6 protein-coding genes are annotated in these 6,108 nt (G+C 62.7%); 3 read left to right on the top strand and 3 right to left on the bottom strand.

Annotated features, from left to right (window positions below):
- Positions 1 to 254 precede the first annotated feature (254 nt).
- Entirely contained in the window at positions 255 to 1,748 is a 1,494-nt protein-coding gene (locus F2P46_RS09485) for a leucyl aminopeptidase (protein WP_166888022.1), read from the bottom strand.
- 59 nt (positions 1,749 to 1,807) lie between these two features.
- Here F2P46_RS09485 and lptF point away from each other — a divergent pair, with 59 nt between their 5' ends.
- From lptF to F2P46_RS09470, 3 genes are read left to right on the top strand one after another with little or no spacing between them, the layout of a single operon-like run.
- Positions 1,808 to 2,950 carry an LPS export ABC transporter permease LptF gene (gene lptF / locus F2P46_RS09480; protein ID WP_166888020.1) on the top strand — a complete coding sequence of 381 codons (1,143 nt, stop codon included), beginning with the start codon at positions 1,808 to 1,810 and terminating at the stop codon, positions 2,948 to 2,950.
- A complete protein-coding gene (gene lptG, locus F2P46_RS09475) occupies positions 2,947 to 4,128 on the top strand; it encodes an LPS export ABC transporter permease LptG (protein WP_166888017.1) in 1,182 nt (393 codons plus the stop codon). Before lptF ends, lptG begins: the two co-directional genes overlap by 4 nt.
- Complete coding sequence (locus tag F2P46_RS09470) at positions 4,128 to 4,493, top strand: CbiX/SirB N-terminal domain-containing protein (RefSeq protein WP_166888014.1); 366 nt, start codon at positions 4,128 to 4,130, stop codon at positions 4,491 to 4,493. Before lptG ends, F2P46_RS09470 begins: the two co-directional genes overlap by 1 nt.
- Positions 4,494 to 4,500: 7 nt before the next feature.
- Here F2P46_RS09470 and F2P46_RS09465 read toward each other — a convergent pair whose 3' ends face one another.
- Positions 4,501 to 5,520, bottom strand: a complete 1,020-nt coding sequence (locus F2P46_RS09465; RefSeq protein ID WP_187364272.1) for a LacI family DNA-binding transcriptional regulator — start codon at positions 5,518 to 5,520, stop codon at positions 4,501 to 4,503.
- Between the two features lie 249 nt (positions 5,521 to 5,769).
- Positions 5,770 to 6,102 carry a hypothetical protein gene (locus F2P46_RS09460; RefSeq protein WP_229509185.1) on the bottom strand — a complete coding sequence of 111 codons (333 nt, stop codon included), beginning with the start codon at positions 6,100 to 6,102 and terminating at the stop codon, positions 5,770 to 5,772.
- Between the last annotated feature and the right edge of the window lie 6 nt (positions 6,103 to 6,108).

Below are 6,108 nucleotides of genomic sequence, written 5' to 3'. Positions count from 1 at the left end.
GGGACGGTCCATATTTCGCCGCTTTCTCGGCCAATAGCTCGCTATTGGCACTGCGAAATCGTCAAAATCTGGCCTCGCCCAGCTATTTTTTCGCTTCGACTCCCCAAGTCCGACAGGCTGCTAGCGCGCGATAAAACAACGTCTTGCAAGGCCCCCAACTGCAAAACCGTCATTCCCGCCTGCGCGGGAATGACGGTTTTGAGGGGGATGGTCTGACAGCGCACGCGGTCAGACAGCGTACGCTATCTCGCCGCTTAAACGCGGTTGATCAGGAACGTCGACAGCAACGGCACCGGACGACCGGTCGCGCCCTTCGCGCCACCCGATTTCCAGGCGGTGCCGGCGATGTCCAGATGCGCCCAGGTGTACTTGCGCGTAAAGTTCTCGAGGAAGCAGGCCGCCGTCACGCTGGCGCCGCCCGGCGTGCCGATGTTGGCCAGGTCGGCGAAGTTGGACTTGAGCTGCTCGTTGTAGACTTCTTCGATCGGCAGGCGCCATGCGGTGTCGCTGGCGGCTTTGCCGGCGGCCAGCAGTTCGCCGGCCAGCTTCTCGTGGGCGTCGTCGCTGCGCGTGAACAGGCCGGTGTTGTGATGGCCCAATGCCACCACGCAGGCGCCGGTCAGGGTGGCGATGTCGATCACCGCGGCCGGGTTGAAACGCTCGCAGTAGGTCAGCGCATCGCACAGCACCAGGCGGCCTTCGGCGTCGGTGTTGAGCACTTCGATGGTCAGGCCGTTCATCGACGTGACAATGTCGCCCGGCTTGGTGGCGCGGCCCGACGGCATGTTCTCGCAGGCGGCGATCACGCCGATCACATTGAGTTTCAGGCCCATTTCGCCGATCGCGCGGAAGGTGCCCAGCACCGAGGCGGCGCCGCACATGTCGTACTTCATTTCATCCATGCCGGGACCGGCCTTGATCGAAATGCCGCCCGTGTCGAAGGTGATGCCCTTGCCGACCAATACCACCGGCGCATCCTTGGCTTTGCCGCCCATGTGCTTCAAGACGATGAACTTGGGCGCTTCCTCGCTGCCGTTGGTGACCGACAGGAAGCTGCCCATCTTGAGTGCCTGGAGCTGCTTGCGGTCCAGCACTTCAACGTCGAACTTGTAGTCCTTGGCCAGCTTGCGCGCGGTGTCGGCCAGGTAGGTCGGGGTGCAGACGTTGGCCGACAGGTTGCCCAATTCCTTGGTCAGGTCCATGCCGTTGGCGATCGCAATGGCTTGCGCCAGCGCGGTCTTGACTTCGCCCGTGGCGTCGACCGCCAGGGTGATCTTGCGCACGCCGGCAGGAAGCGGGTCTTTCTTGCTCTTCTGGCCGTCGGTGCGGAAAACGCTCTCGTGGGCGGCGCAGACGATCGTGCGCACAGCCCAGGAAACGTCACGCTCTTTCACATCCGTCATGGGTAATGCGATAATGGCGTCCGCGGCGCCGAGCGAGGCGAAAGCCTTGAGCGTCGCGTTCACTGCGGAAGTGAAGCTTTTTTCGCTGACCGTCTCGTCGTTGCCCAGCCCTACCAGCAGCACGCGCGCCGCGCCGGTGCCGGAAATACCGCGCAACAGCAGGGTCGAACCGGCTTTGCCGGTAATGTCGCCGGACTTGAGCGCAGCCGTGATGTCACCACCCTGGTCGAGGGCTTTTGCAGCCTGCGACAGTTTTTTGTTTTCGAATACCGCAACCGCGATGCAACCGGTTTTGGCCGACGTGATGGTGTTCTTTGTGTCGAATGCTTTTATGCTAAAGTCCATTTGAATCTCCGTTTCGTGTTTGTGACGCGCACTGCCTAACCTGTGATTATAACTTTCGAATGATCTTTCAACGCGCCTTGCAACGTGAATTAGCCAGTTCGGCCGGAACGACTTTCACGGTGCTGTTTTCCATCGTCGCCATCTGGACCCTGATCTCCATCCTCGGCAAAGCCGCAGGCGGAAAGGTGGGATCGAGCGACGTGCTGGCGTTGATCGCCTTCGCAACGCTGAATTATCTGCCAACTATCCTGACTCTCACCAGCTTTATTTCGGTACTGGCAGTCGTCACGCGCAGCTACCGCGACTCCGAGATGGTGGTCTGGTTCGCATCCGGCCTGTCGCTCACGCGCTGGATCCGTCCCATCCTCACCTTCGGCATTCCCATGATGATCCTGACCGGCGCCCTGAGCCTGTTCGTGACGCCCTGGGCCAAGATGAAAAGCACCGAATTCGTGCAGCGCTTCGAAAAGCGCGAAGACCTCAAAAAGGTCTCGCCCGGCCAGTTCAAGGAATCGTCGTCGAGCAACCGCGTGTTTTTCGTCGAAGGCGTCACCGGCGAATCGACCGTGGTGCAGAATGTGTTCGTCAACACGGTTGAAAAGAACGTCAACTCCGTCATCGTGGCCAAGGAAGGCGTAATCGAGTCCGACGGCAAGGGCGGCCAGTTCCTGGTGCTCAAAAACGGCCGGCGCTACCAGGGCGTGCCGGGCCAGGCCGATTTTCAATCGATGGAGTTCGGCCGCTACAGCATGCGCGTGGCCAGCAAGAACACCTCGATGGATGGCGACATCTCGTCGGACGCCATGTCCACCCAGGAGCTGCTCGAAACCCCGAACCGCTTCACCCAGTCCGAACTGCTGTACCGCATCGCCGCCCCGATTACCTGTCTGCTCCTTATCCTGCTGGCCATTCCGCTCGGTTTCGTCAATCCGCGGGCCGGCAGTGCGGCTAACCTGATCATCGCGCTGCTGATCTTCTTCACGTACATCAACCTGACCAAGCTGGCCGAGGCCAATGTCCGCCAGGGCAAGTCCGATTTCTACATGGCCTGGTGGCCGCTGCACCTGTTCGTCGCGGTTCTCGTGGTGGGCATGTTCGCGTGGCGCCTGAACGTCAATCACCGCTACCATCCGCTGGTGCTGTGGGCGGCGATGAAGCGCGGCCGGCTCGATCATGCGGCGCCGGCGGGAGGCGCGAAATGAAGGTCCTTCAACGTTACTTCGCGGTCTCGATCGCGCAGGCCGTCGCCTTTGTGCTGGTCGCCTTCCTGGCGCTGAGCGCTTTCATGGACCTGACCGGCGAACTGCCATCGGTGGGCAAGGAAGGCTACGCGATCCAGCACGCCTTTTTATATGTGCTGCTGCGCGTGCCGTTCCATGTGTACGAGGTGATGCCGGTGGCGACCCTGATCGGCACGATTTATACGATGGCGCAGTTCGCGTCGAGCTCCGAGTTCACCATCATGCGCGCGTCGAGCATGTCGACCCAGATGGCGGCGTGGATGCTGTTTAAGATCGGCTTCGTGTTCGTCATCATCACCTTCGTGTTCGGCGAACTGATTGCGCCGCGCACCGCGCCGCTGGCAGAAAAACTCAAACTGAGCGCGCGCGGGGCCACCGTGTCGCAGGAGTTCCGCTCCGGGATGTGGACCAAGGATATCGTGCGCAGCGAAGGCACCAAGGGCGCCGTGACCGGCTCGCGTTTTTTCAACGTGCGCCAGTTCCGCACCGACGGCCAGATGCTCGATGTGCGGCTGTACGAGTTCGATACCAACTTCCGCATGCGTTCCCTGATCACGGCGGCACGCGCGGTCTTCACCGGTAACAGCACCTGGCGCCTGGAAGACGTGACCGAAACGCGCTTTACCAACACGCGCGAACTGCCGCCGCCGGGCGGCAAGCCGGAGGCCGGCGGCACGCAGGGCAATTTCGGCCAGGAGACCAGCATGGTCGCCACCCGCAAGCTGCCGAGCATGGAGCTGGTGTCCGAGATCACGCCGAAAATCATTTCGGTATCGGCCTCCGACCCGGTGCGCATGTCGGCTACCGAACTGGCGATCTACACGCGCCACCTGGCCGAGAACCGGCAGGAGACCGAGCGCTTCAAGATCGCGTTCTGGAAAAAGCTGTTCGACCCGCTGGCCATTTTCGTGTTGATGGCGCTGGCGCTGCCGTTCGCCTACCTGCACACCCGCAGCGGTGGTGTGAGCCTGAAGATCTTCATCGGCATCATGATTGGCGTCGGCTTCATTTTGATCAATAACCTGTTCGCCTACGTCGGGCTGCTCAGTAACATGCCGGCCGTCCTGATTGCGATCGCCCCGAGTTTGCTATTCCTGCTATTGGCCTTTGCGGCGCTATGGTGGGTGGAAAGACACTGATGACCCGCGCCCTGATCCTGTTTGCCCACGGTGCCCGCGCTGCCACCTGGGCCGAGCCGTTCGAACGCTTGCGCGAGCTGACCCAGGCGCGCGTGCCGGACGTTCCGGTCTCGCTGGCGTTCCTGGAATTGATGGAGCCGCGCCTGCCCGAGCGCGTGGCCGAACTGGCGGCGCAAGGCGTGACGGCGCTGACGGTGGTGCCGGTGTTTTTAGGGCAGGGCGGGCACTTGCTGCGCGACCTGCCGCTGATCGTCGAGGAACTGCGGCGCGATCATCCGGGCATGCACATTACCGTCTCCGGTGCGGTCGGTGAGGACGACAGCGTGCTGGCCGCGATGACCGACTTCTGCGTGGCGCAGCTGTAAGGCGTTCTTAACGCACCCGGCGCGTGGTCTCGCGCACCACCAGTTCGAGCGGCGGAATCTGCGCCATCACCGGTTCGCCGTTGATCAGCGCCAGCAGCGCGTTGGTGGCGATGCGGCCCATGTCGTACAAGGGCTGGCGGATCGTGGTCAGCGGCGGCGTGGTGTACGACGACCCCGGCAAGTCATCGAAGCCGACCAGGGAAATATCGTCCGGCACCCGGATGCCCTTGCGGTACAGGCACAACCTGACCCCATACGCGCTCAGGTCATTGGCCGCGAACACCGCCGTGAACTGCTGGTTGGTCTCAAACAGGTGGTTCACCGCCAGCAAGCCGCCGGACTCGTGGAAGTCGCCGCCCACCACCAGCTTGTCGTCATACTCAAGATCGGATTCGGCCAGCGCGCGCTTGTAGCCAACCAGGCGCTCGTCGGCATCGCGGTGATGCGACGGGCCGGTAACGAAGGCGATGCGGCGGTGGCCCAGTTCGACCAGGTGGCGCACCGCCATGAAGGCGCCGTTTTCATTATCGAGCTTGAACCCGAGCGCGCTTTTGGTGCGCAGGTCGCGCCCGGTGGAGACGATCGGACGATGATTCGCAAACTGCAAAATGGTGTCATCTTCGAGGTGCCCGGCCAGCAGGATGATGCCGTCGACCTTGCGCGCCAGCAGGAGGCGGATGCGCTCCGTTTCCTCGACCGCGTTCCAGTGGCCGGAGACGATCACCGAGGCGTAACCGGTGCCCTTCAAGCCATCGTCGACACCGCGCAGGGTCTCGTCGAAAAACGGGCTCGAAATATCCTGCACCACGATCCCGATGGTCATCGAGCGCCCCTTCTTGAGGCCCTGCGCCATCTGGTTCGGCGCGAAATGCATTTTCTCGATCGCTGCCATCACGGCGGCGCGTTTGTCGTCCGAGACTTTGGCGGTGCCGTTCAGGATGCGCGATACGGTGCTGGGCGAGACGCCCGCGTGACGCGCGACGTCGATCAGGGTGGAGGGTGGGGCAGCGTTGTCGTGGTCGGTCAAGGGATGGGTCCTGGTAGGGTGCGGAACGGCTGTCACCGCGAGATTACCATAACTGGACCAACCCACGATACAAACAGCCGGCCAGAGTGTACACAGGCCAGGCGACTTTGAAAACGGTTTCAGTTGCTATTCGGAGCGGGGCATGGCTGTTTTTCGGCCTGTTCAGAAGCAAGGCGTATAACTGAGGGCCGCGCCGGTCGGGCGCGGCCCATGGGCGCGGGGCAAGCGCGCGCTTCGGGCAGCGCCGCCTTAGCGCGTCGCCGGGCGCGTTCCGCCCACGAAGCGCTTGAACAGGGTCGGGCGCGACGGGCGCGGAAGCGCCTGGTCGACCACCGCCGCCCACTGTTCCGACAACTGCTGGCAGGTTGCGCGCAGCACCGGATTCAAGTCGCCATGGCTGGCCAGCGCTTTCAAATGGCGCTCGATCACCGACGCCAGCTTCAGGCACGGCCCGGCTTGCGTGGCATTGGCGCTGTAATGCGACATCAGGTGCAGCGCGGCTGAGACCAGCAGTTCGGGCTGGGGCGGCGCGCCGGTCGGTGCGGTAACTGCGGGTCCTGCCATATCGATAGCGATAGCCATGCGTTG

This window comes from Massilia sp. CCM 8734 (genome assembly GCF_011682155.1).
In the GTDB taxonomy this organism is placed as follows: Bacteria; Pseudomonadota; Gammaproteobacteria; order Burkholderiales; family Burkholderiaceae_D; genus Telluria_A; species Telluria_A rubra.
The sequence above is the reverse complement of the archived record's forward strand: the minus strand, read 5'-3'. Positions and strand labels throughout refer to the sequence as shown.